The sequence below is a fragment of the Bacteroides sp. AM32-11AC genome, assembly GCF_003603515.1.
Lineage (GTDB): Bacteria > Bacteroidota > Bacteroidia > Bacteroidales > Bacteroidaceae > Bacteroides > Bacteroides uniformis.
The window spans coordinates 36661-59840 of the sequence record NZ_QTNH01000015.1 but is presented as its reverse complement, the minus strand read 5'-3'; the positions used below and the strand labels follow the sequence as shown (position 1 = coordinate 59840).

Here is a 23180-nt window from a genome sequence, read left to right as displayed (position 1 = left end):
GGTATTAAAGAATGAAGATAGTTTACACAATAACAGGAATGTATAATTCCGGAGGTATGGAGCGTGTATTGGCTAACAAGGCTAATTATCTTTCTCATGCGAAAGGGGTAGATGGTAAATCAAACAAAGTTATTATCATAACAACCGACCAAAAAAATCGCAAGCCTTTTTTTTATCTTTTTGAAGATGTACGTTGTATTGACTTAGGAATTAATTATGAAGATGATGCACAGTTACCCCTCCCTTTCAGGTTGTTTGCTACAAAAAAAAAGAAAGCTATACACCGAATGCGTCTAAGGGACGTATTGTTGAAAGAAAAGGCGGACATCGTAATTTCAATGTTCGACTATGACTTTGACATTCTGTGCGATGTAGAGGACGGTAGTTCTAAAATTTTAGAGTATCATTTTTCTCGAGAGGCAAAAATGATAGAAGCGCGTTCATGGTTGAAACGAACGATACAATCCATGAGACTAAAAAGCTGGTTGAAAATAATTCGAAAGTATGATAAATTTGTTGTTTTGACCGAACGTGACAAGCGTTCGTGGGGAGATTTACCTAATATTATGGTGATTCCAAACTATCTTCCTACATTCCCGGATAAGCTTGCTCCTCTAAATAATAAAATAGTGTTGAGTGTGGGTCGATTATCATACCAAAAAAATTTTCATCTTTTAATTCGAGCATGGAGTAAAGTACATATAAAATGTCCTGATTGGCGACTTGTAATACGTGGGAATGGTGATGATAAAGATAGCATTATACAATTAATTGACAAATTGTCATTATCCGAATCAGTAAGCTTACTTCCTTCAACTTCACAGATTGCTTCTGAGTATTTAAACGCTTCTTTTTTAGCTATGAGTTCAAGATATGAAGGCTTTCCTATGGTGATGCTTGAAGCAATGGCTCATGGACTTCCCATAGTAACAGTTGATTATCCTTGTGGCGCATCTGATGTTATAACTAATGGCTTAAACGGAATTGTTGTTGGCTCCTCTGATTCACTTGGCTTGGCAAATGCCATAATAACTCTTATTAATGATAATGCAAATCTAAGAAAAATGAGTGTTTCTGCGCGTCATAAAGCAGAAGAATATACTGAATCTCGTGTGATGGGAATATGGCAGAACCTATTTCGGGAAATTAGTTCAAAATCTTAAATTTATTTTTGCCTTTTTGTATGAATATATTTCTATCAATAATAATTCCATGTTTCAATTGTGGTAAGTTGATGAGTCGTTGCATAGAGTCTTTGCAACGTCAAACGTGTCAAGATTTTGAGGTGATTTTTGTAGATGATTACTCTACAGATGATACTTGTCTTTTTCTCCAAAATTTCATCGACTCAAATTCGATTTTGGCATCTCTAATCAATGCTCCTTATAATGGGGGACCTGGTAAAGCCAGAGAGCTTGGGGTAAAAGAAGCTAAAGGAAAATATGTTGCTTTTTTAGATTCTGACGATTGGTATCGTGACGATTTTGTGGAAGCAATAAAAAAGCGTATGGAATCAGATATGCTTGACTTGCTATTTTTTGATTATAACCGTTGCTATGAAAGTGGGAAGACTTTTCATATTTCTTCTATTCCATTTTATAGTGACGGGTTTGTAAAATCTGATTTTATGGCTTTAACGGGCGATAGCGTGTGTGGTATATGTATAAAAGCCAACATCATAAAGAAAATAAAAATGCCTTGTTTTTACAATAGCGAAGATGCTGCGGTAGTTCCATTATTGGTATATGAATCAAAAAGTATTGCTTATTTGCCCGAAGCATTTTATAACTATTTTGCGCGTAGTAATTCTTTATCAACATCCGTTAATCCTAATATTTATAAGGGCTTTTTACAAGCAAGTAATTATATACGCCAGAATATACCCGATACTTTGATACGAGAAAAAGAGTTTAGATGTATTAATTTAGTGTTATATGGTGCTGTTTTCCGTGCTTTATTCTCGGGCGTTGACAAACGAATAGTACTTCGCTTTATTGATGATTTTGAGGTTCTGTATCCTAATTGGCGGCATAATAAATACTACTGTCATTTCCCTTTTAGGAAAAGAGTTTTCCTTGCTCTTGTTAGGAATCGATCCTTTCTGCTCATTAAATCTTTTATAAAAACACAAAAAATCGTTTTAAGTTTTCGGTAAAGACTCGTAATAGTTATGTTGAAACTACTGACAAAATATAAGATGTCAAGTAATTGTATTTAATTGGAAAAGAATAGTGTGTAGATTTCGATAAGAACATCGTGGTTTGTGGTGGTATTGGGTTTACACAGACTGTGTATACTATCACGCTTTACAAAAGTAAAAAGATGCTTTGTGGACTTTTATAATGATTGTCTAACTGAAAAGGATAAGAAATATCCGGAACTAAAGGATTTTATGAGTTCCTTATTTGTAATAAAAAAACGCAATAATCTATAATAAGTGTATGAACAATCAATATCAAGTAACAGCTACTATAGTGCTCTATAAAAACAATATAGAAGAACTGAAGAGGGCTATTTGGAGTTTTTTAAACACAAATCTGAAGGTGCGGATTTATCTGGTGGATAATTCGCCTATAGATGAGTTGAAATCATTAGCGTCATTAGATGAACGAGTGGAGTACCTTTTTATGAATTGCAATAATGGATTTGGTGCGGGACATAATAAGATTATGCGTCAGCTTGATAAAATGGGAGAATTCCATTTGGTGCTCAATCCGGATATCTATTTTGAAGCAGGGGTGATTGAGGCTCTTTATGAGTACATGCAGGCTAATCCTGATGTGGGCAATGTGCTTCCTAAAGTGATTTATCCTAATGGTGATTTGCAATATTTGTGCAAGCTTCTGCCTACTCCTATGGACTGGATTGGTCGAATGTTTATTCCTTTTAAGAGTATCAAGAAGCGTATTAATGATAATTTTGAGATGCGCTTTAGCGGTTATGATAAGGAAATGAATGCTCCATATTTATCAGGATGCTTTATGTTTCTTCGCAAATCAGTTATTGAAGAAGTTGGAGTTTTTGACGAAGGGATTTTTATGTATGGAGAAGATACTGATTTAAATCGTCGTATTTTTCAGAAATATAGAACAATGTATTATCCAAGTGCCACAATTACTCATGCTTTTGAGAAAGGATCTCATAAAAAAATTCGTTTGTTTTGGATACATGTTAAGGCTGCCGTTTATTATTTAAATAAATGGGGGTGGTTTTTTGATAAAGAAAGGCGGGAGATAAATAAAAAAGCGAAATTAGCATATACGAATATGAAATTAACTAATCGATAGAACTATCGACAATAAAATAACTGAGTTTTTACTAGTGATTTTCCTAATATATTTTTCATGAAACTTTTATTTACTGGAGCTTCTGGTTTCTTGGGTAGCAATGTGCGTCCTCTTTTGGAGGGGATGTATGGCGTTAAGACTGTGGGGCTGTCGCCGAAGGATGATTATACTATAGATATAGCAAAGGAGATTCCGGTATTGCGTGAACGGTATGATATTGTTCTTCATGTTGCTGGAAAGGCACATTCTGTTCCTAAAACGGAAGCGGAAAGACAGGTGTTCTTTGATGTGAATCTGCAAGGTACAAAGAATCTTTGTACTGCATTGGAGCGGAGAAGAGTGCCACGGGCCTTCATTTTTATTTCCACTGTAGCAGTTTACGGTTGTGCTTATGGTGAGAATATTACGGAAGACCATCCTTTGGATGGAGATACACCATACGCCATGAGTAAACGTCTTGCGGAGGAATATCTACAAAAGTGGTGTTACGAACATAATGTCATTTTAGGTATAATCCGTCCTTCCTTGATTGCCGGTCCTAACCCTCCGGGAAATCTGGGGGCTATGATTCATGGTATCCGCAGTGGGAAATACCTCAGCATTGCTGGCGGTCAGGCACGAAAGAGTGTATTGATGGTACAGGATATTGCAAAGTTGGTCTCTCTGTTGGCAGAAAAGGGAGGCATCTACAATGTATGTGACAGTCATCACCCCACTTTCAGAGAACTTGAGACTACTATTTGCAGGCAATTGGACAAGAAATTACCTTTCTCAATACCTTATTGGGCAGCTAAATGTATGGCTTTGGTAGGAGATTGCTTAGGAAAGAAAGCGCCTATCAATTCTTTGAAACTGAAGAAAATCACAGAATCGCTTACTTTCAGTAACGAAAAGGCGATGCGTGAATTGGGATGGAAGCCGACCCGTGTATTGGAAAACTTCAAGATAGAATGAATGTATATTTAGATGTCATATTGATAGGGCTGGGTATTATATCTTTGGGATTTACATGTATTCAGCTTTGGTTTTACTGGATAATCAAAAACGGATGATGTATTATTTGATGGTCTTGGTTCTGCTGTTTTTAGCAGAACTTTTTTATTTTAGAATAGCTGATAGGTGTAATATCATCGATAAGCCCAATGAGCGCAGTTCCCATACGAAAGTGACTTTGCGTGGTGGTGGGATTATTTTCTATTTCGGGGCGTTGGCCTATTTCCTGACGAGTGGCTTTGAATATCCCTGGTTCCTGCTTGCCTTGACACTGGTGACGTTCATCAGCTTCGTGGACGATATAAAATCCACCGGGCAGATGACAAGACTGCTTTTTCATTTCTCTGCTATGGTTATGATGTTTTATCAGTGGGGGCTGTTCTCCTTGTCCTGGTGGTGGATAGTCATAGCCTTGATAGTCTGTACGGGCATCATCAATGCCTATAACTTTATGGATGGCATTAACGGCATAACCGGCGGTTATTCTCTGGTTATTCTTGCTGCGTTGGCTTATGTCAATAAGGAGGTGGTTACTTTTGTGGAAGCGGATTTCATCTATACCGTTATCTGTTCCGTTCTCGTTTTCTGTTTCTTCAATTTCCGCAAGCATGCCAAGTGCTTTGCCGGTGATGTGGGTTCTGTGAGCATTGCCTTCATTCTTCTTTTCTTGATAGGAAGACTTATCATTGGAACGGGTGATTTCAGCTGGATAGTTCTTTTATCCGTTTATGGTGTTGACAGTGTACTGACTATCATTCACCGCCTGATGCTTCATGAGAATATCGGTTTGCCGCATCGCAAGCATCTGTATCAGATTATGGCGAATGAGCTGAAGATTCCCCATATAATGGTTTCTTCTATTTACATGGCAGTGCAGGCAATCATCATCGTAGGATATATAATGTGTTTAGGTTACGGTTATTGGTATTTGGCAGGTATAATTCTTTTACTTTGTTTTCTTTATATCTGCTTTATGAAGAAGTATTTCGGATTGCACCAGTCTACGTGAGTAATGCTGAAATGTGATGATTAGTAAAATAATGAAAGGCGATGGAGACTAAAATCTCCATCGCCTTTCGTCTTATTTTTGAAATATAAATTGTACCTTTGTCATACACCAATCAGGTTATAATAACATGGAACAGATGCGTAAACTGCCGATAGGTATACAGACTTTTGAGGAAATACGTAGGGATGGTTATCTCTATGTAGATAAGACGGCTATGATTTATCGGATAGCATCAACTTCTACTCCTTATTTCCTGAGCCGCCCCCGTCGCTTTGGCAAGAGCCTGCTTCTTTCTACCTTTGAAGCCTACTTTCAAGGACGCAAGGATTTGTTTCAGGGTTTGGCCATCGAACAGCTGGAAAAGGAATGGGAAGAATATCCCGTTTTGCACTTGGATTTGAATGCCCGAAAATATGAAACTGCTGCTGACCTGACGGCTATGCTTAATCAGTATCTGGAGAAATGGGAGCTGCTCTATGGTCAGGAGAAGAAAGACCGTAGTCCGGAAGAGCGTTTTGCTTACGTGATAGAGCGGGCATGTACGCAGACGGGAAAGCAGGTGGTTGTCCTGATTGATGAGTATGACAAGCCATTGCTTCAGGCGGTCTTGGACGAGAACTTGCTGGATGAGTATCGGAAAATCCTGAAAGCATTCTATGGTGTCTTGAAGAGCGCTGACCGTTATCTTCGTTTTGTTTTCCTGACCGGAGTGACCAAGTTTGCGCAAGTAAATGTGTTCAGTGACTTGAACCAGCTGAATGATATCAGCATGAAATCTCCTTACGCCGCTTTGTGTGGTATTACCAAAGAGGAGTTGGTGAAAACCTTTCTGCCGGAACTTGAGAGACTCGCTAAACGAAGAGGGGTATCCTTACAAGAAGTGATTAATTTAATGGAACGTCAATATGATGGTTATCATTTTCATCAGGAAGGTATAGGAATGTTCAATCCGTTCAGTATATTGAATGCTTTTGATGCGGAAGAGCTGGGGTACTATTGGTTTCAGACTGGAACACCTACTTACTTGGTTGACTTGCTGAAGCAGAGTGATTATGATATACGTCTATTGATAGATGGAGTGGAAGTGCTGGCTTCCGCTTTCTCTGAATATCGTGCGGAAACAAAAAATCCTCTTCCGATGATTTATCAAAGTGGTTATTTGACCATAAAAGGGTATGATGATGATGTGAAGCTATACACTTTAGGCTTTCCCAATGATGAGGTCCGTTACGGCTTTCTGAATTTTCTGGTACCCTATTATACCAATGTATCCAATGATGAGACTGGTTTCCACATTGCTAAATTCATGCGTGAATTGAAGAGTGGTGATGTAGAGGCGTTTATGGAGCGTCTGAAGATATTCTTCTCCGGTATTCCTTACGAGTTGAGTGATGATACGGAACGTCATTATCAGGTTATTTTTCATGTAGTGTTTACTTTGCTTGGACAGTTCATCCGGTCCGAGGTTCGCAGCAGCCGTGGGCGTGCGGACGCAGTAGTTCATACCCCTACCGCCATTTATGTTTTTGGGTTCAAACTGGACGGTACAGCCGACGCAGCTCTGAAGCAAATAGATGAGAAAGGTTATCTGATTCCTTATACATTGGATGGCAGGAAATTAGTGAAAGTAGGTGTGAACTTCAGTAAAGAAACACGGAATATTGATGAATATATTGTCGTGGAGGAATAGGAACGAACAATCCTATATACGAGAAAGGCGATGGAGAATCAAATCTTCATCGCCTTTTCCATATTATAGTATTTCATTTTATTTCTTCATCCTCAGCACCCGTATTCCCGTCCACTTATTATTGTCTTTCAGCATTTGGGACAAGGGGACTTTGGAGACGACCACTTTCTTGTCGGTAGAGGAAGCGTGTACCAGCAGGAGTTTGCTATCCGCATAGAAAGCGATTCCCATGTGGGCTACATCCAGCCCCGGAGTGTTGGTGGTGATGGCTATGATATCGCCGTCTTTAATCCACGGGAGGCCATCAGCGGGAAGTTTGGCTTTGGGAAGATAGTGAACTTCCTTGCCGGACAAGGATTGTTCAATCTTCTTCATTTTGGCTACGTTCTCCGGAGAATTGGCCAGCTGCTTGTAGAGTTGGGGGTGGGAAGACATGTAGGAGATGGACAACCGTTCGGTGTCGGGACTCATGGCGCCCGTTACATCCTGAAGGAAGCCGTTGCGTACGCCATTGTTTATCCAGTCGGCAATATAATGCAGGCGGGAAGTGTACCCGTCGATTTTACCGTCACGGTAACGGATTTTTTGCAGGTTATCGGCGAAAGCGCTTTCCGAGATGTCTCCGTCGGCCAATTTGGGGGTGAGTGTCTCTGCCAGTACATATTCCACCAGCGTGGTACAGTCTACTTCATCGCAGTTGATGACGAGTTCTTCGGGACCATCTGCCTCCAGCGTATGGGCTACGTATGGCACATCCAGATACTTTATTCCATTGCTCAACATATCTTTCCCTCCCTGGGCAGAAACGGAAGTTACCATGGCTGCGGCGCAGAGGGCGCTGAACATAAATTTAGTCATTGTTTTCATTTTTCTCTCTTTTGATTATTATTGTTCTTAAACGTAAAAAGGATGCAGCAAATTTACTACATCCTTTTTATAAAAGCTTAATCCGGAGGGATTAAATTCAATATTGCCGGATTAAATATTTATAATCTTCCTTTTTATCGAACGGAACAAGGGTAAAACCGTATTCGATGGCATTCTCCTTGCCCGGACGAATCAGATAGGGTTCATGGGCTGTTGCGCCCCAACTGTCGTCTCCACCGACACCCATCATGCGGTAATCAATGAATAAATCGACCATCTTTTCCGGCAGAGGGTCGGTGAGGTGGCGGTGATGGGTCTTTTCGGTACGCGGGGTACCGTTGTCAATTGTATCGCCGCTATCCATGCTTTCCAGGGAATAGTTGGAGGCGTTCAGCTCAAAAGTACGGTCGGCGATGAGCAGCAGGCCCCGTTGCGCCTTGTCGGTAAGGGCGCACCAATAGATATCCGTGCGATGGTTGTTCTCCTGCGGACGGACGTAAGGCTCGTACATGTTCTTGACCGGGATGGCGTACTCTCCGATGAACTGGGAGGTACGGCGGTCGCGGTAATTCTCTTTCGGACCGCGGCCGTAGTAGGTCAAGTCTGTAAAGCTTTCCGGTAACTGCATCCGCAGGCCTACACGCGGTATCATCGGAGCTTGGTCTCCTTCGGCCATGAACCGGTTGTCTACCTTGATGACTCCGCTGGCATATATCTTATAGGTGATGTCCCAACGGGCGTCTGTCTGCGGAAAGCGGTAGGTCACCTTTACTGTCGTGGCATTGCTGCCCGGAGTCACTTGGAAACTTTCGGCTTTCGGTTCCTGATAGCTTGCCTCTTTCCAGGCTTTGAGACGGACGGGGAGTTTGGCTCCATAGTCATTGTCCGTCGGTGCACGCCAGAAGAAGGGACGGGGACCCTGACCGTTCAGTATGTACTCGTGCTTCTTGTACAAGTAGGAGACGAGCAGTCCGTTTTGCTTGTCGAAGGAGGCTTTGAAGTCGGGACCGGAGAACGCCACCAAATTTCCCTCTTCCTTAGAAGTGGCGGGCTGCTGTGCCGTAGCCTCTTTCTTGTAGAAAGTATGGACGTAGGTCTGTTCGCGTGCGATGACCGTGCCGGCCGGGAGGAAAGGCTCTGCCGTCTTGATGGCTGCATAGAACTCGATACGCACATCTCCCGTTGTCTGTTTCTCTTTGGGTATGCCGTTCAGGAAGCCGGTGGTTACCGTCTTGCCCGGTGCGGCATGGATATTTTCAATCTTGCCACGGTAGACTTCCTTTCCGTGGTCGCGGATGATGTAGTAGAAGTCGTACTTGTCGAGATTGGTGAAGGAGAAATCATTGCGGATTTTCACGGTGGAAGTCTGCTTGTCGAAATCAAGGAACTTGATGTTCTGGTATACTTTTCCCATCTCTTCTGTCTGCGGCTTGACACTGCGGTCGGGATATACCACGCCGTTGATGCAGAAATTACCGTCAGAGGGAGTGCCGTTCTCGCCATAGTCGCCGCCATAAGTCCAGTATTTACGGCCATCGTCAGTCTTGGCGGCGAAGCCTTGGTCTACCCAGTCCCAGATACAGCCGCCCTGGAGGATGGGATATTTTTCGATGATATCCCAGTAGTCCTGGAAGTTACCGAGACTGTTGCCCATGGCATGGGCATACTCGCAAAGAATGAGGGGACGCGTCATCTCCTTGTTCCGGGCATACTTCTCCAGATAGGAAGGGGGAGCATACATCGGGCAGTAGATGTCCGTATTCCATTCCAACAGTGCGCGTTCATACTGGATGGGACGGCTGTCGAGCGTCTTCAAGGTGTTGTAGGTAACGTAGAAATTCAATCCGTTTCCGGCTTCGTTGCCCAGCGACCAGATGATGACTGACGGATGGTTCTTGTCCCGTTCGTACATATTCATGGTACGGTCGAGGTGGGCATTCATGAAGAGCGGATTGTTTCCCAGCGTGCCGCCTACACGCAGGTCGTAACCCATGCCGTGGCTTTCGATATTGGCTTCGTCGATGACATAGATACCATATTCGTCACAGAGTTCGTAGAAACGTTCCTGCTGGGGATAGTGACAGGTGCGGACGGTATTGACATTGTATCTCTTCCAAAGCTCGAAATCTTTCTTCATCAGTTCTTCGGAGACATAGTGACCGGTATTCTCGTTGTGTTCGTGATAGTTCACGCCTTTCACGAGGATAGGTTGTCCGTTTACCAACAGTTGCTTGTCCTTGATTTCCACTGTACGGAAACCTACTTTGCAGCTTGTCGCTTCAATCACATCTCCGTTCGGGCGCTTCAAGCTGACGACGAGGGTATAGAGGTTGGGCGTTTCGGCTGTCCATTGCAGGGGTTCCTGGATGGTCTTCTTGGTGAATTCCACTTCCGTTTGGTCACCGCTGACTTGAGTAGAGGACTGGGCTATCTGCTGGTCGTTCTTGTCCAGCAGGCGGTAACCAACGACAAATGGGGAATTTTGTCCGCTTTCATTGGTAAACTGCACCTTTACCTTGAGGATACCGTTCCGGTAGTTCTCATCCAAAGGAGACTCCACCTTGAAGTCCGTGAGATGGATTTGAGGCTGGGCATATAAGTAAATGTCCCGTTCGATACCACTGATGCGCCAGAAGTCCTGGCATTCCAGATAGTTGGCATCGGAAAAGCGGTGTATCTGAATGGCAATGACATTCTTCCCTTTCTTGGCAATGGTGCTGACGTTGAAACGCGCCGGAGTCTTTGCATCTTTACTCATGCCTACAAACTTGCCGTTGAGGTAGTAGAAGGCTGCCCCGCGTACGCCGTCGGCACTCAGGAAAATTTCCTTATCGTCCCAGTCTCCCGGAAGAGTGAACTCGCGGCGGTAGGTGCCGGTGGGATTCCATTCTTGGGGAACGTATGGAGGATTGGGCTTGTCCCAATAAGGAGAATAGCCCGAAGAACAGAACTCATAGGGATGGTTCACGTAGATGGGCGTGCCGAATCCCTGCAACTCCCAGTTTCCGGGTACATTGATGTCCGGCCAGCGGCTGGCGTCCACACGGTCCATCATGAAGTCCGTGGGGCGGTCGGCGAAGGCTTCCACGTAATGGAATTTCCATTTCCCGTTGAGGGATAGGCGGTAGGTTCCGTTCTTGCGGTCATTGATGACGGCATCGGCCTCCGTGACGTAGGAGGTGAACGTACTGCGTGCGGGCTCCCGGTTGATGCTTGTCAGCTTGGGGTTGGTAATCTCTTCGTAGCGGTTGTTCTCCTGAGCAGTCAGGGCAAAGGGAAACGCTGCGAGGCAAGTGAGTAAAAAATACTTTTTATTCATAATTGCTTTTATTTCTTTGTGGTAGGTTCAGAGACCGGGAATACGAGCCCTTCACGCAACCACTTCTCCAGTTCTTCCGTCCATTGACGCTTGTAGGTGAAGTTGTCCCGGAATCCCCAGCCATGTCCACCGGTAGGGTAGGCATGCAGGCTGGCAGGCACTTTGTGGTCACGCAAGGCGAGGAAATAGCCAATGCCGTTGATGGGTGGCACTGCGTCGTCGTCCGAAGAAAGCATGATAAAAGCCTGCGGAGTGCGTGGGGACACTTGTCTTTCAAGTGAATACTTTTGTTCCAGTTCCTGAGATGGGTTTTCTCCGATAAGGTTCTTACGGGAACCTCCATGGGTAACGCCTTTCTGCATGGAAATCACCGGATAGAACAATATCTGGAAGTCGGGACGGGTTTTGTCACTGCTGTATAGTGTGGCAAGCGAAGCTGCCAGGTGTCCGCCGGCAGAAGCGCCCATGATGCCTACGCGCTGAGGATTGACACCCCATTCGGCAGCATGTTTGCGTACCATTCGGATGGCTTGTTCGGCATCGGAAAGGGGCACTTCATGGTGTCCGTTGGGCATACGGTATTTCAGAACAGCGTATGTGATACCTTGTGTATTGAACCAGGAAGCCATGTCATGTCCCTCATGGTGCATGGCAAGACCGCTGTAGCCGCCTCCCGGACACATGATGATGGCCATGCCGTTAGGGTGGGGGGCAGGGTACACTGTAAGGGTAGGTTCGGTAACATTGGAGACGCCTCCGTTGTTCCGGCCTTGTTCGGTTCCGGTCAGTTCGTTGTTATTGGGGGCACCGTTGGGCCACAAAGGTAGCTCAACGGGCTTTTGTGCAGATAACATGGTCGTTGCAAATAGAAAAGATAAAAGCAGAATCTTCTTCATGTTCTAAATATTTAAAAATTATTTGGTTTTCATGGAAGCTTTGATGAGGTAGAATATCAGAATGGCATAAGCACCCAGCGCCAGCACTTCGGACCAGGTGTTCTGCAACCATGCATCGTTTACGAGGTTGATTCCTCCGAAACGCATGGCAGCACTTGCCACGCCCATCAATGCACCGCCGGCAATGAAACCGGAGGCAAGCAGTGTGCCTTTCTCCCCGCGTTCGGCATTGAGAGCGGCATCCTTGCTGCGGCTGGTCACGTACCAGTTGATGGCACCGCCCACTACCAACGGAACATTCAGTTCCAATGGGATGAACATACCCAATGCAAATGCCAGTGCGGGAATCTTGCAGAAGTTGAGGATGACGGCCAGCACTGCACCGATACCGTAGAGCAGCCAGGGCGCACCCACACCGTTCATCAGAGGTTCGATAACGGCTGCCATGGCATTGGCCTGCGGAGCGGCCAGCTGTCCGCTGGTGAAACCGTATGTCTTGTTCAGGATAATCATTACCCCACCTACGGTAGCGGCGGAAACGATGGTTCCGAGAAACTTCCAGGTTTCCTGCTTGGCAGGCGTGCTACCCAGCCAGTAACCGATTTTCAAGTCTGTGATGAAGCCTCCCGCCATGGACAGTGCCGTACATACAACACCGCCCATCACCAGTGCCGCAACCATCCCTTCGGGACCTTTCAGCCCTACGGCTACCATGACTACGGATGCCAGGATTAATGTCATCAGCGTCATTCCGGATACGGGGTTTGTGCCCACAATCGCAATGGCATTGGCTGCCACGGTGGTGAACAGGAAAGCGATACCTGCAACAAGCAGGATAGCTACAATGGTATGTGTCAAGTTGCCCTGCATCACATCGAAGTAGAAGAAGAGAACAACCAGCAGCAGCGTGATGATGGAACCGATGGCGATAATCTTCATGGAGATGTCCCGCTGTGTGCGTTTCACACTGGCTTCCACGTTGGACTTACCTCCCATTTCCTTGGCAGCCAGTCCTACGGCACTCTTGATGATGCCCCAAGACTTGATAATGCCGATGATACCTGCCATGGCAATGCCACCGATACCGATGCTCTTGGCATAGTATTTGAAGATTTCTTCCGGAGCCATAGCGCCTATGGTTGCCGTGATTTCGGGGTTCCATTGGTTCAGTACGGAATCTCCCCAAATCATGGACATACCGGGGATGATAATCCACCATACGGCCAGTGAGCCGGCACAGATGATGGACGCGTATTTCAGTCCTACGATGTAACCCAGACCGAGCACGGCAGCACCCGTATTAACCTTGAATACCAGCTTGGCTTTCTCGGCCAGCATTTCGCCGAGGCCGCATACGCGGGTAGTGAAATTCTCGTTCCACCAGCCGAAGGTTGCCACGATGAAGTCGTATAGACCTCCGATAATACCTGCCATGAGTAATGGTTTTGCCTGGCTGCCGCCCTTTTCACCGGAGACGAGCACTTGTGTGGTGGCTGTCGCCTCGGGGAAGGGATACTTGCCGTGCATGTCGCTCACGAAATATTTGCGGAAGGGGATAAGGAAGAGAATACCCAGCACACCTCCCAGCAGAGAGCTGATAAAGACTTGTGCAAAGGTAACGGTGATTTCTTTCGGATAAGTTTCTTGAAGGATATAAAGTGCCGGAAGGGTGAAGATGGCACCTGCCACGATGACGCCAGAACTGGCACCGATAGACTGGATAATGACGTTTTCGCCCAATGCGTTCTTGCGTTTGGCGGCACCCGATACGCCGACGGCAATGATGGCGATGGGGATGGCGGCTTCGAATACTTGCCCCACCTTCAGCCCCAGATAGGCGGCTGCGGCCGAAAAGAGGATGGCCATCAGAATACCCCATGTCACCGACCAGGCATTTACTTCTGAATACTTCTTGTCCGGGCTCATCAGAGGGTTGTACACTTCTCCCGGTTTCAGTTCACGGAACGCATTTTCCGGCAAGCCGGTGATTGGTTCTTCTTCTTGTTTCATAGGTTTTGTAGTTTTATGTTTTTCTTTAATAGACTTCAAAGATAGTGCAAACCGAATGCAGGATAAAATGAGCAAGCTCATTATTATTCTGCTGAGGTGCAGCCTATCTTCGCATTTTAGGCAAAGAAAGCAAAAAAAAAGGAGATTTAAAAAAATCTCCTTAATTCTGTATGGTAAAATGCTTATTTGGCATCTTTAGCGGTCATGTCCCCTTCGATAAATAATCGCATGATTTCCGTTTTGGCATTGGTGCGCAGGGTAATGGATTTCTTGAAGTGTCCGGGGTATCTTCCGGTTCCATTATAAGTTACTTTCACTGTTCCAGTCTTTCCCGGTGCTATCGGTTCTTGTGAATATTCGGGAACGGTACATCCGCAGGAAGCTACAGCCTGATGGATGACAAGCGGAGCATCGCCTACGTTCGTAAACTTAAAGGTGTAGCTGACCACAGGACTGTTTTCGGAGAATGTGCCGAAGTTGTGGGTGGTCTGTTCGAATTTGATGTCTGCCTTTCCTTGTGCATAGGCATAACCGATGCTCATAACCAGCAGCATCATATAAAAAACGACTTTCTTCATGTTCTTATCTTTTTTATATTTCAACGGCGCAAAGGTAACCCATTTTCATTAAAATAATGCCTATGGCGTGCGAAATTGTATTAAATCGGGCTCAAAAGGTCTCTGTACGAATGATAAGCAGGGAAAAATAGGGGAAGCGGATGGTCGCTATCCGCTTGCTGTCATTGATATACTTCTCTTCCGGAGTGCCTACATTCTCAAAATAGTGATACCGGTATTCGGGATGCAGGCGGATGCAGCGGTGAATCTCATCGGTGCATCTGGACAGCTTCATGATGACAACCGCACTGTTTTCGCTTGTCAGTTTCTCTATCTCTTCTGTCGTAGTAATGCCGGGTATCACCGTCAGCCGCTCTTCCTGGCTGGCCACATGGAGCCCGCCCAGTGCGCCGGCGGCAATGAAGGCGGGGATACCGGGGATGTGCTTCACGGGGATGCCGTCTGCCTGCAGTTTGTCATATACATAATGTATGGAAGAGTAGAATCCGGCATCTCCTTCGGCAACGATACAGACCTTCTTTCCTTGTTGCCGGAGGGTGGAGCTCTCCATATAGACCTCGTCGTAGGCGCTCAGGGCTTTTTCGCGCTGTTTGCTCATGGGGAGTGGAAAGCGGTGCACCGTGTTTTCCGGAATGTCGAGTTGCAATAGGATGTCGGCTGCGCGTGAAACTCTGTTTCCATCTTTGGCCAGTGTCTCGGGACAGAATATACAGTCGGCTGTCTGCAGGGCTTTCAAGCCTTTTACGGTAATCAGTTCCGGTTCGCCGGGACCGAGAGATACAAATATGACGGGGAACATTTGCATGAAGACATTAAAGGTTAAAAATTAAAGAACAGCAAAACGGCTACAAAAGTGGGGAAATAATCAGTAGCAAACAAGATATTCGCTATCTTTGTTATTTACTAAAACAATCTGTTTTTTATGGATTATCAACTGAACACCCGCTTGAATGGCAACATAGCCATGACTTCCAGCTACCATGAGCGTGCGTCGCTGCAACGTGACAAGACTCTGTATAAATTCATTTGGGTACAGAGCGGTACGCTGACTCTGGAAATAGACCATATCCCCATGCGCCTGGAAAAGGATGAAATCGTGACCTTGACCCCGTTGCATCACCTGGAGGTAAAAGAGGTGGACGGTGAATACCTGACGTTTGTATTCAACAGCAATTTTTATTGCATCTATGGACATGACAACGAGGTCTCTTGCAATGGATTCCTTTTTTATGGCTCTTCCCAGGTGATGAGACTGGCACTTTCTGCCGGGCAGTCTTCCAACTTGCATGACATAGTCCGCATTTTCCGGCAGGAATCGGTCATCCATGACAACTTGCAGGAGGAGATGCTGCGGATTGTCTTGAAACGTTTCATCATTACCTGCACACGCATTGCGCGCCAGCGTTTCGGGGTGGGGCAGGAGAAGGAAAAGACGTTTGACATCATCCGGCAGTATTACGTATTAGTGGACCGGCATTTCAAGGAGAAGAAGCAAGTGCAGGATTATGCTGATATTCTTTGCCGTTCTCCCAAGACACTTTCCAATCTGTTCTCGACCTGCGGGTTGCCTTCCCCTTTACGGGTGATTCATGACCGCATTGAGGCAGAAGCCATGAGATTGCTGCTGTATACCCACAAAAGCGCTAAGGAAATCAGCTCCATTCTGGGCTTCGAAGACTTGTCCGCGTTCAGCCGTTTTTTCAAGAAAATGACCGGCGAGAGTGTCTCGGACTACCGGAAAAGAGTGAAACGGGAAGAATTGCCAACTGTTGCGGAATAATTGCCATTTCGTACGTGGTGGAAAACAAGGAACTTTGCAAAAACAAAAATCAAGTCATATTACTGAAACCATTTAAAAAGTAGAACAAAGATGAAAACGAAATTGCAAAACTTGTTTATGGCTGCGTTGACGCTGGCCGCTTCCACTCAAAAGTTGGGTGTTAATTTGATTCGTGTAGCCATCCTGGTTATTTTCGTATGGATTGGTGGGTTGAAATTCTGGAATTATGAGGCTGAAGGGATTGTCCCTTTTGTGGCGAACAGCCCGTTCATGAGCTTCTTTTATACAAAGAGTGCCCCGGAGTACAAGGAGTATAAGCTGAAAGAGGGCGAGTTCAATGAGGCGAAACATCAGTGGCACGTGGAGAACAATACGTATGGTTTCTCTCACGGTCTGGGCATTCTGATTATGACCATCGGCATTCTGACATTTCTGGGGATATTCTCTCCGAAAATCGGACTGGCGGGAGCCGCACTGGCCATTGTCATGACAATAGGTACCCTCTCTTTCCTGGTGACAACCCCTGAGGTGTGGGTGCCCGACTTGGGAAGCGGGGAGCACGGCTTTCCGTTGCTGACGGGGGCAGGGCGCTTGGTCATCAAGGATACGGCCATTCTTGCCGGTGCCATTGTCGTACTGTCTGACAGTGCAAAAAGAGTATTGAACCAATTAAGGAAATAGACGTATGAAACAGTATGATGTCATTATCATCGGATTCGGCAAAGGCGGAAAGACATTGGCTGCCGAGTTGGCAAAACGGAAGCTGGACGTTGCCGTAGTGGAGCGTTCGGAAAAGATGTACGGAGGGACATGTATCAATATCGGTTGCATTCCCACAAAAACATTGGTGCATGCGGCAAAGCATGCGGACAAAGACGCTTCTTGGGAGGTCAAGAAGGCATACTATCGTCAGTCCATTGCAAGGAAGGAAGAGGTCGTCTCTTTCCTGCGTCAGAAGAACTATCACAATCTGGCCGACAATCCTCATATAACGGTCTATACGGGTATCGGCTCCTTTGCAGGTCCGGATGTGGTGGAAGTTGGGATGGTGGAAGGGACATTACAATTGCAAGCTCCCCGGATATTCATCAATACGGGTGCCGAAACCGTCATTCCACCGATAGAGGGGATACAAGGTAACCCACGGGTATATACCAGCACCTCCATTATGGAACTGACTGAGCTGCCGGCACAGCTCGTCATTGTAGGTGGGGGATACATCGGACTAGAATTTGCTTCCATGTATGCTTCATTCGGTTCGCAAGTCACGGTGCTCGAGGGCTCTTCCGAACTGATATCCCGGGAGGACCGGGACATTGCGGACAGTGTCCGGGAGGTATTGGAACAGAAAGGAATCGTTTTCAGGCTGAATGCACGCGTGCAGTCCGTGAAAGACTCTGACGTCATTTACCGGGATGCGGTCACGGGAGAGGAACATCAGTTACACGCAGATGCCATCCTGCTGGCTACCGGCCGGCGTCCGAATACGGCTGGCTTGAATCTGCCGGCGGCAGGTGTAGAGGTGAATGAGCGCGGAGCCATTGTGGTGGACGACTATTTGCAGACTACCAACCCCAAGATACATGCTATCGGTGATGTAAAGGGCGGTTTGCAGTTCACCTACATTTCTTTGGATGATTACCGCATTCTGCGCGAAGACCTTTTCGGGGCGGGAGAACGCAAGGTGTCCGACCGTGACCCGGTGAGCTATTCGGTATTCATCGACCCGCCGCTTTCACGCATCGGGCTGAGCGAAGCGGAAGCACGCAAGAAGGGATTGAATATAAAGGTCAACAAGCTGCCGGTAGCCGCCATTCCGCGTGCCAGGACTTTGGGCGATACGAACGGACTCTTCAAGGTGGTGGTGGACGCCGATACGGACAAGATAGTGGGATGTACGCTGTTTGGTCCGGAATCGAGCGAGGTCATCAACCTGGTGGCAATGGCTATGAAGACCGGGCAGGAATATACCTTCCTCCGTGATTTTGTCTTTACACATCCCAGCATGAGTGAAGCACTGAATGACTTGATGGGCTTTTAAAGATTATTTAGGCACAATATCCGTCAATTTGCAGGAAGAGCATTTGCGTATCTCCCCAAAAATGACGAATATTGTGCCCGAATTCTATAAACCCCAATAGTCATGACCCGGATATCTGCCATAGGCATTGCACTGCTGTGCATTTTATGCGTAACCTCTTGCGGCTTAAAATCAAGACAGACTACTACCGAATCTTCTTCCGAAACGGGCTATTCTCCGGTTACGACAGACACGGCAGCTACCATTGTGCCGTGCTATGCCAAAGGCTATACGGTGAAATATCTTCCGCACCATGTCCGTCTGGTGGATATACACGACCCTCAAAAAGAAAGCAGCAGCACTTTCCACTATGCGCTGGTACCGAAAGGCATAAAGCCTGTCGGAATACCGAGCGACTATACGGTGATTGAAACGCCGGTAGAGCACGTCATGTGTATGACATCCCTGCAACTTTCCAACTTCATCCGTCTGGATGCCTGCGATTATGTGGTGGGCATCACCAGTACGCGCCATCTCTTCAACAAGGAGATGAACGACCGTTTGAAGTCCGGCGAGACCGTGAAGATTGGTATCGAAGGGAACTTTGATAATGAAGTGATAATGAGCATGAATCCGGATGTTATCTTTATCTCTCCTTTCAAGCGGGGCGGATATGATGCCATGCGGGAAATCGGTATTCCACTGGTTCCCCATTTGGGATATAAGGAGATGACCCCGTTGGGGCAGGCTGAATGGATAAAATTCATCGGCATGTTTATAGGCCAGGAAGTGGAGGCGAATGAAAAGTTTGCTGCGATAGAGAAGCGCTATAACGAATTGAAGGAGCTGGCTGCCAACGTGAAGAAGCGTCCGGTGGTATTCAGCGGCGAGATACGGGGTGGCAACTGGTATGCAGTGGGAGGAAAGAGCTTTCTTGCCGAACTGTTCCGTGATGCCGGTGCGGATTATTTCTTGAAAGACGATCCCCGTTCGGGAGGTGTCACGCTGGATTTTGAAACCGTATATAGCCAGGCGGAGAGTGCCGATTACTGGCGCATTGTCAACAGCTATGACGGGACATTCACGTATGATGCCTTGAAGTCCCTCGACCCGCGTTATGCCGACTTCCGTGCGTTCCGTGAGAAGGGAGTGGTATACTGCAACATGCGTGAGAAACCCTTCTACGAAAGTATGCCCATGCAGCCCGAAATTGTATTGGAAGACTTGATACATGCTTTCCATCCCGATTTGTTGCCTGACTATAAACCGACTTACTACGAACTGCTGAAATGATAAAAAGACCCGTACTTCCGTTGATGTTGCTGACACTGGCATCTATCTTTCTTTTTTTCCTGCTGAACCTGCTTTTGGGGTCGGTTCACATTCCTCTGCGCTCCGTGTGGAACATATTGTGGGGAAATACGGATGAATCCGTTATTTGGCAGAATATTATCTGGAAGTCCCGCGTGCCCCAAGCGTTGACGGCATTGGTGGCGGGAGCAGGGCTGTCAGTCTGCGGTCTGCAGATGCAGACGGTGTTCCGCAATCCGCTGGCAGGGCCTTCGGTATTGGGCATCAGTTCAGGTGCCAGCCTGGGTGTGGCTTGTGTGGTATTGCTGTCCGGGGCGATGGGCGGTGTGGCATTGAGCCGTTTGGGGTATATGGGCGAGGTTGCCTTGTCGGTTGCCGCCATTATCGGTGCGCTGGCTGTGATGGCGCTCATTGTTTATGTCTCCCAGAAGGTGAAGGGCAACGTGACGCTGCTGATAATCGGTGTGATGATAGGCTATGTGGCAAGTGCCGTCATCGGCGTATTGAAATATTTCAGTGTGGAGGAAGATATACGTGCATATGTCATTTGGGGATTGGGTAGCTTTGCCCGTGTTTCGGGCGACCAGATGGTGCTGTTTGTCTGCATCATGGCTGTGCTGCTTCCGTTGTCCTTCCTGCTGATAAAGACGATGAATCTGTTGCTGCTGGGCGATGGCTATGCACGCAATCTGGGACTGAACATCAAGCGGGCACGCCTGCTGGTTATCTCATGCTCCGGTGTGCTGGTGGCTATTGTAACGGCCTATTGCGGTCCGATTATGTTTATCGGATTGGCGGTTCCCCATCTGTGCCGTGCCATCTTCCACTCTTCGGACCATCGGGTGTTGATGCCTGCCACATTGCTGGTAGGCGCTTCCCTGGCATTGGTCTGCAATCTGATAGCCCGTATGCCCGGCTTCGAGGGAGCTTTGCCGGTCAACTCGGTGACGGCACTGGTAGGTGCGCCGGTAGTGGCTTCTGTACTTTTTAGAAAACGGAAAGGAGAATTGAATGAATAAGGAAACCATACATATAGAGAATCTTTCCATCGGTTACCCCGGTAAGGGGGATGTGAAAGTGGTGGCAGACGGCATTTGCGCCGGAATCAACAGTGGTGAGCTGACTTGCTTGTTGGGAGCTAATGGAGTGGGGAAGTCCACGCTGCTTCGTACGTTGTCTGCCTTCCAGCCAAAACTTGGAGGAAACATATTTATTGAAGGAAAAGAGATTGGGGACTATACCGACAAGCAGCTTTCGCGCGTCATTAGTGTGGTGCTGACGGAGAAGTGCGATATACGCAATATGTCCGTCGTAGAACTGATAGGTCTGGGGCGTAGCCCCTACACCGGTTTCTGGGGAACTCTTTCGAAAGAGGACAAGACTGTGGTGGACAAATCCATCGCCCTGGTAGGCATTCCCCACCTGGCACACCGCATGGTGCATACGCTGAGTGACGGTGAACGGCAGAAGGTGATGATAGCCAAGGCGCTCGCCCAGGAAACTCCCGTCATCTATCTGGATGAACCGACAGCTTTCCTTGATTTTCCCAGTAAAGTAGAGATGATGCAACTGCTTCACCAGCTCAGCCGGCAAACGGACAAGACGATTTTCCTTTCTACTCACGACCTGGAACTGGCCCTGCAGATAGCGGACAAAATATGGCTGATGGACAAGGTGAACGGCGTAACTATCGGTACTCCCGAGGACCTTTCGTTGAACGGCAGCCTGAGCAACTTCTTTGCCCGTAAGGGTATTGCCTTTGATTTGGAAACGGGACTGTTCAGGGTAGCCAATGAATATACCTCCCAGATACGCTTGGCGGGCCACGGGCAGAAGTATGCCATGGTGCGCAAGGCACTCCAGAGAAACGGGATTCTGGCAAACCGGAATGTTGAATCGGAGATTTATATCGAAACCGGAGATTTGAAGGGAGACGGCAGCTTCGTATTCCATCGACCGGGCAAGGAGCCGGTAACAGTGTACTCCATTGAGAAATTGCTGCAAATAGTCTTGTCATTCCATTCCCTATGATGCACCATTCTGCAAAGGATAATTATGTCCACTTAACGACGACTCCGGTCCCCCGGCTGATTACGTCATTGGCTGTGCCGACCATCATCAGCATGCTGGTGACGTCCTTCTACAACATGGCAGATACCTATTTTGTGGGTAAAATAAATACCCAGTCTACGGCTGCCGTAGGTATCGTGTTTTCTGTGATGTCCATTATCCAGGCTGTGGGATTCTTCTTCGGTCATGGTTCGGGGAACTACATCTCCCGTAAGTTGGGGGCGCAGGAAACGGAGAGTGCCGAGAAGATGGCATCCACCGGCTTCTTTTTTGCCTTGTTTATCGGAGCGGCTCTGGCTGTGCTGGGATTGCTGTTCCTTACACCGCTTTCCCTTGCTTTGGGGTCGACGCCTACTATTCTTCCGTATACGGAGCGCTATTTGGGAATCATTCTGCTGGGTACTCCTTTTATGACCGCCTCATTGGTGCTGAATAACCAAATACGTTTTCAAGGTAATGCGGCGTATGCCATGGTGGGGATTGTGAGTGGGGCGGTCATCAACGTGGTGCTCGACCCTATCCTGATTTTTGTATGCGATATGGGCATATCCGGTGCCGCACTTGCCACAGTAGTCAGCCAGATATGTAGTTTCATCCTTTTGCTATATATGGGGCGCAGAGGAGGAAATATACGTATACGTTACAGAAACTTTACGCCTACACTGGCTTTCATCAAGGAAATTATTGGGGGTGGAACTCCGTCACTCACCCGGCAGGGACTGGCAAGCGTGGCAACCATTTTGCTGAACGTGGCGGCCGGTGCATATGGTGACGCAGCTATTGCAGGGATGTCCATTGTGACGCGTATCTCTATGTTTATCAATGCTTTCCTAATTGGTTTCGGGCAAGGCTTCCAACCGGTATGCGGATTCAATTATGGTGCCGGGCTGTATGCCAGAGTGCGCCAAGGATTCTGGTTCTGTGTGAAGGTAGGCTTTTTCTTTTTGCTGGTTTGTGCGGTGGCAGGTATGGGATATGCCGAGGAGATTGTCTCCATCTTCCGCAAGGGAGACCCTGCTGTTGTAGCTACCGGTGCGGCAGCATTGCGCTGGCAGTTCATCACCTATCCGTTGGGTGCATGGATTGTGGTCAGCAACATGATGCTGCAGACTATCCGCAAGCCCGTACGCGCTACGATACTTTCCTCTGCCCGTCAAGGGCTGTTCTTCATCCCCCTCATCTTCATTCTTCCTTATTTCTTAGGACTGAAAGGGGTGGAGATGTGCCAGGCGGCGTCGGACATGCTGACCTTCTTCCTCGCCATTCCATTGACCTGCGGGGTGCTGGCGGAGATGAAGAGGAAGGAGGCGGAACAACTGCAACAGCGGCAATCTTGAAGTTTCTGCGTCC

Annotated in this window: 19 protein-coding genes; 13 read left to right on the top strand and 6 right to left on the bottom strand. The window is 47.1% G+C overall.

The features are described 5' to 3' along the window. Positions 1 to 11 precede the first annotated feature (11 nt). The 6 genes from DW800_RS15745 to DW800_RS15720 all read left to right on the top strand — a co-directional run bounded on the left by DW800_RS15745 (position 12) and on the right by DW800_RS15720 (position 6979). The gene (locus DW800_RS15745; RefSeq protein WP_035448382.1) at positions 12 to 1163 is read left to right on the top strand and encodes a glycosyltransferase family 4 protein; all 1152 of its coding nucleotides are present in this window, start codon (positions 12 to 14) and stop codon (positions 1161 to 1163) included. A 20-nt stretch (positions 1164 to 1183) separates the two neighbouring features. Beyond that, on the top strand, positions 1184 to 2155 hold the full coding sequence (locus DW800_RS15740; protein ID WP_035448383.1) for a glycosyltransferase family 2 protein: 972 nt from the start codon (positions 1184 to 1186) through the stop codon (positions 2153 to 2155). A 286-nt stretch (positions 2156 to 2441) separates the two neighbouring features. After that, positions 2442 to 3287, top strand: a complete 846-nt coding sequence (locus DW800_RS15735; RefSeq protein WP_035448384.1) for a glycosyltransferase family 2 protein — start codon at positions 2442 to 2444, stop codon at positions 3285 to 3287. A 57-nt stretch (positions 3288 to 3344) separates the two neighbouring features. Further along, positions 3345 to 4241 carry an NAD-dependent epimerase/dehydratase family protein gene (locus tag DW800_RS15730; RefSeq protein ID WP_035448386.1) on the top strand — a complete coding sequence of 299 codons (897 nt, stop codon included), beginning with the start codon at positions 3345 to 3347 and terminating at the stop codon, positions 4239 to 4241. A gap of 97 nt (positions 4242 to 4338) precedes the next feature. Beyond that, positions 4339 to 5289: an MraY family glycosyltransferase gene (locus DW800_RS15725; RefSeq protein ID WP_035448388.1), complete on the top strand. Its 951-nt coding sequence runs from the start codon at positions 4339 to 4341 to the stop codon at positions 5287 to 5289. Between the two features lie 127 nt (positions 5290 to 5416). Then, positions 5417 to 6979: an ATP-binding protein gene (locus tag DW800_RS15720; protein ID WP_119958197.1), complete on the top strand. Its 1563-nt coding sequence runs from the start codon at positions 5417 to 5419 to the stop codon at positions 6977 to 6979. 78 nt (positions 6980 to 7057) lie between these two features. Here the strand turns inward: DW800_RS15720 and DW800_RS15715 are convergent, their stop codons facing one another. From DW800_RS15715 to DW800_RS15690, 6 genes are all read right to left on the bottom strand, one after another. Beyond that, positions 7058 to 7846, bottom strand: a complete 789-nt coding sequence (locus DW800_RS15715) for an N-acetylmuramoyl-L-alanine amidase-like domain-containing protein (RefSeq protein WP_034523162.1) — start codon at positions 7844 to 7846, stop codon at positions 7058 to 7060. A gap of 97 nt (positions 7847 to 7943) precedes the next feature. Continuing rightward, positions 7944 to 11165 carry a glycoside hydrolase family 2 TIM barrel-domain containing protein gene (locus DW800_RS15710; RefSeq protein ID WP_119958196.1) on the bottom strand — a complete coding sequence of 1074 codons (3222 nt, stop codon included), beginning with the start codon at positions 11163 to 11165 and terminating at the stop codon, positions 7944 to 7946. Between the two features lie 8 nt (positions 11166 to 11173). Then, entirely contained in the window at positions 11174 to 12061 is an 888-nt protein-coding gene (locus tag DW800_RS15705; protein WP_117589520.1) for an alpha/beta hydrolase, read from the bottom strand. 18 nt (positions 12062 to 12079) lie between these two features. Then, a complete protein-coding gene (locus DW800_RS15700; RefSeq protein WP_022401036.1) occupies positions 12080 to 14071 on the bottom strand; it encodes an OPT family oligopeptide transporter in 1992 nt (663 codons plus the stop codon). A gap of 182 nt (positions 14072 to 14253) precedes the next feature. Continuing rightward, the gene (locus DW800_RS15695; RefSeq protein ID WP_005836647.1) at positions 14254 to 14649 is read right to left on the bottom strand and encodes a DUF1573 domain-containing protein; all 396 of its coding nucleotides are present in this window, start codon (positions 14647 to 14649) and stop codon (positions 14254 to 14256) included. 91 nt (positions 14650 to 14740) lie between these two features. Further along, positions 14741 to 15448 carry a precorrin-2 C(20)-methyltransferase gene (locus tag DW800_RS15690; protein ID WP_016273623.1) on the bottom strand — a complete coding sequence of 236 codons (708 nt, stop codon included), beginning with the start codon at positions 15446 to 15448 and terminating at the stop codon, positions 14741 to 14743. Between the two features lie 123 nt (positions 15449 to 15571). On the opposite strand from DW800_RS15690, the gene DW800_RS15685 reads away from it, so the two are divergent. The 7 genes from DW800_RS15685 to DW800_RS15655 all read left to right on the top strand — a co-directional run bounded on the left by DW800_RS15685 (position 15572) and on the right by DW800_RS15655 (position 23167). After that, entirely contained in the window at positions 15572 to 16429 is an 858-nt protein-coding gene (locus tag DW800_RS15685; RefSeq protein WP_022401033.1) for an AraC family transcriptional regulator, read from the top strand. A 90-nt stretch (positions 16430 to 16519) separates the two neighbouring features. Then, entirely contained in the window at positions 16520 to 17110 is a 591-nt protein-coding gene (locus DW800_RS15680; protein WP_005829413.1) for a DUF417 family protein, read from the top strand. 4 nt (positions 17111 to 17114) lie between these two features. Continuing rightward, positions 17115 to 18470, top strand: coding sequence for an FAD-dependent oxidoreductase (locus DW800_RS15675; protein WP_119958195.1), 1356 nt, complete (start codon positions 17115 to 17117; stop codon positions 18468 to 18470). A gap of 102 nt (positions 18471 to 18572) precedes the next feature. Continuing rightward, on the top strand, positions 18573 to 19742 hold the full coding sequence (locus tag DW800_RS15670; protein WP_035448401.1) for an ABC transporter substrate-binding protein: 1170 nt from the start codon (positions 18573 to 18575) through the stop codon (positions 19740 to 19742). Continuing rightward, the gene (locus DW800_RS15665; RefSeq protein ID WP_119958201.1) at positions 19742 to 20779 is read left to right on the top strand and encodes an iron ABC transporter permease; all 1038 of its coding nucleotides are present in this window, start codon (positions 19742 to 19744) and stop codon (positions 20777 to 20779) included. Before DW800_RS15670 ends, DW800_RS15665 begins: the two co-directional genes overlap by 1 nt. Continuing rightward, entirely contained in the window at positions 20772 to 21791 is a 1020-nt protein-coding gene (locus DW800_RS15660) for an ABC transporter ATP-binding protein (RefSeq protein WP_005829404.1), read from the top strand. The genes DW800_RS15665 and DW800_RS15660 overlap by 8 nt, the downstream gene beginning before the upstream one ends. Continuing rightward, entirely contained in the window at positions 21788 to 23167 is a 1380-nt protein-coding gene (locus DW800_RS15655) for an MATE family efflux transporter (RefSeq protein WP_005829402.1), read from the top strand. Before DW800_RS15660 ends, DW800_RS15655 begins: the two co-directional genes overlap by 4 nt. Positions 23168 to 23180 lie beyond the last annotated feature (13 nt).